3 protein-coding genes are annotated in these 2,678 nt (G+C 62.1%); all 3 read right to left on the reverse strand.

The features are described 5' to 3' along the window. On the reverse strand, nt 1–578 hold a 578-nt coding region (locus tag EN991_RS31380; protein ID WP_164769497.1), incomplete at its 3' end, for a carbohydrate ABC transporter permease. After that, nucleotides 579–1,517 carry a sugar ABC transporter permease gene (locus tag EN991_RS31385; protein ID WP_127370202.1) on the reverse strand — a complete coding sequence of 313 codons (939 nt, stop codon included), beginning with the start codon at nt 1,515–1,517 and terminating at the stop codon, nt 579–581. After that, nucleotides 1,517–2,678, reverse strand: a 1,162-nt coding sequence (locus tag EN991_RS31390) for a sugar ABC transporter substrate-binding protein (protein ID WP_164769498.1), incomplete at its 5' end; no start/stop codon positions are given. The genes EN991_RS31385 and EN991_RS31390, both read right to left, overlap by 1 nt.

Here is a 2,678-nt window from a genome sequence, read left to right on the forward strand (position 1 = left end):
ACTATGCCCGGCTTGGCGATGGGCAAGGCGACCAGCCGGAACACCTGCCAGGAACTGGCGCCGTCGATGTTGGCGGCCTCTTCCAGTTCCATCGGGGTGGTCTCGAAATAGCCGATCATCACCCAGACGACGATCGGCACGGTCACCACCAGATGGATGATGATCTGCGGCCACAGCGTGCCGAGAATGCCGACCCATTGGAACAGCAGGAACAGCGGGATGAGATAGGAAAGCCCCGGCGTCATGCGGGCGATCATGATGACCACCGCCGATCGCTCGGCCTTGAGCCGCGCGATGCCATAGCCGGCCGGCACGCCGATCAGCAGCGCCAAAAGCGTCGCCGTGCCGGTCACCAGAACCGAATTCCAGAGATAGAGCAGGAAATTGTTCTCCTCGAACACTTTTGCATAGTTCGACCAGGCGAGATGTTCGGGGATCAGGATCGGCGGATAGGCGCCGTTGTCGATCTCGAATTTCAGCGACAGCGAGATCATCCAGAGGAAGAACAGGATCGCCGGCGAGACGAAGACCAGGGCCGCGAAGAACAGCCCGATCCGGTTGAGCAGTCGTGAAGTCATCTATTTGCCCTCCACGCCGATCCACTTCGAGCGCTGGCGCAACATCAGGAGGATGAAGGACAGGGCGACGATGACGATGAAGAACACCACGGCCATGGCCGAGCCATAGCCGATGTCGTAGTAGGAAAAGGCGGTGTTGTAGAGATAGATGTTGATGGTCTCCGAGGCCGTGCCCGGCCCGCCCTGGGTCATCGCGTAGATGATGTCGAAACTCTTCAGTGCGTCGATGGTGCGGATGATCACCGCGATCATCAGGAACGGCGCGATCATCGGCAAGGTGAGATAGCGGAATTGCTGCCAGGCATTGGCGCCGTCGATTTCGGCGCTTTCGAACGGCTCGCGCGGCACGGACGCCAGGCCGCCGAGCACGATCAGCATCACCAGCGGCGTCCACTGCCAGGTCTCGACCGCAACCAGCGACGGGATGACCGTGTTGGCGTTGAAGATCCATTCCTGCGCCGGAATGCCGACCAGCGACAGAAGATAGTTGAGGACGCCGAGCTGGGGGTGGAACATCATCGTCCAGACCAGCGCCACGGCGACCGGCGTTGCCATCATAGGCATCACGAAGACGCCGCGCAGCAGGCCACGCAGCGGAAACCTGGCGTCGAAGATCAGGGCGGCGATGGTGCCGAGCAACATCGGCGCGGCAACCGAAAGGAAGGTGTAGCTCAAAGTATGGAGAAGCGATTCCCAGAAGCGTTGGTCGTACGCCAGCCGCAGATAATTCTCCATCCCGGCAAAGCTTCGCGACTGGCCGAGCGTCCAGCGGTTGACGCTCATCCACAGCGTGAAAGCCCAGGGAAAGACGATCACGGCGCCGACGACGACGAGCGCCGGAACGACGAAAGGCCAGTAGTTGGGAGCCAGCCGGATCGTCTGGCTCCCTTCGATGGCTTGCGTCGTCACCCCGGTGCGTTCTGGGGTGGTGGCGGACATCAGCCTTGCTCGCTCCTGTCGAGGACCGGCTGGAATTGGTCGGTAGCCTTCTTCAACTCCTCGGCGGGATCAGCGCCGGCGATCAAATTGGTCAGCGCCACGCCGTAGATGTCGCGGAACTCTGTGACCGGGATGATGACCGGCAGCGATAGCCGGCTGACATTGCCGGAGCCGACCACCGCATCGAGCCAGCTTGCCGGCATGGTGACACCTTCGCGCACCTTTGGATCTTCGAGCACCGATTTGCGGAACGGTACGCCGGCGCCTGCCTGCAGCAGGCGCGCGCCCATGACCGGCGACACTGCCCACTGGCAGAACAGATAGGCGGCCTCCTTCTTCTCGCTGGTGGCCGTCACGCCGATACCGTCGCCGAAGGTGCCAGCCGCGTGCGCCTTGGGACCCTTGGGCATGACGCCATAGCCGACCTTGCCGACCACCCGCGATTTTTCCGGATTTTCCATCGGCGGGGCAAAGCCGACGCCATCGAACCACATGCCGATCTTGCCTTGCAGGAAGGCGGACTGCGCTTCGGCCCAGTTGAAGCCAGTGACGCCTGGAGGCGCGGATTTGGTCATCAGCCGCTGGTAGAGGCCGGCGGCCTCGATCGCCTCGGGCGACGTCGTGCGCAGCTTGCCCTGAGCGTCGAGTGGCGTCATGTCGTAGCCGAGCATGAGCGATGTCCACACCGGCGTGTTGGCGTTCTTGATGCCGCGGGCGACGAAACCGTAAGTATTGGTCGACGGGTCGGTCAGCGCCTCGGCCGCGGCCACCAGCTGCTCGAAGGTTTCGGGATATTTGAGGCCCTTGGCCTCGAACAACTCCTTGTTCCAGTAAACGATCCAGTAGTCGACCGAGAAGGGCAGCGAGCGCAGCACGCCCTGACCGTCCTTGGCGAACAGCATGCCGGCGTCGGCGAAATCGTTTTCGACCAGACCCGGATCGGTAAGGGTGGGGTCGGCGAGATAGCCTGATATGTCGGCAAGCCAGCCGCCTTTTTCGAACTGCCGCTTCTGCACATGGTAGCTCAGATGCACGACGTCGAAGCTCGGCTTGCCGGAGCTCAATTCGATCACCGTCTTCTGGCGCTGCTGCTGCTCAGGCGTTGCCTCGGCATTGACCTTGATCCCGGTCAACTCCTCGAACTCGGCGAGATATTTTATC

This window comes from Mesorhizobium sp. M7A.F.Ca.US.005.03.2.1 (assembly GCF_003997795.1).
Classification (GTDB): domain Bacteria; phylum Pseudomonadota; class Alphaproteobacteria; order Rhizobiales; family Rhizobiaceae; genus Mesorhizobium; species Mesorhizobium ciceri.

Coding starts and splice junctions, on each gene's coding strand:
- EN991_RS31385 (WP_127370202.1), bottom strand. CDS start 1,517: ATGTCCGCCACCACCCCAGAACGCACCGGGGTGACGACGCAAGCCATC.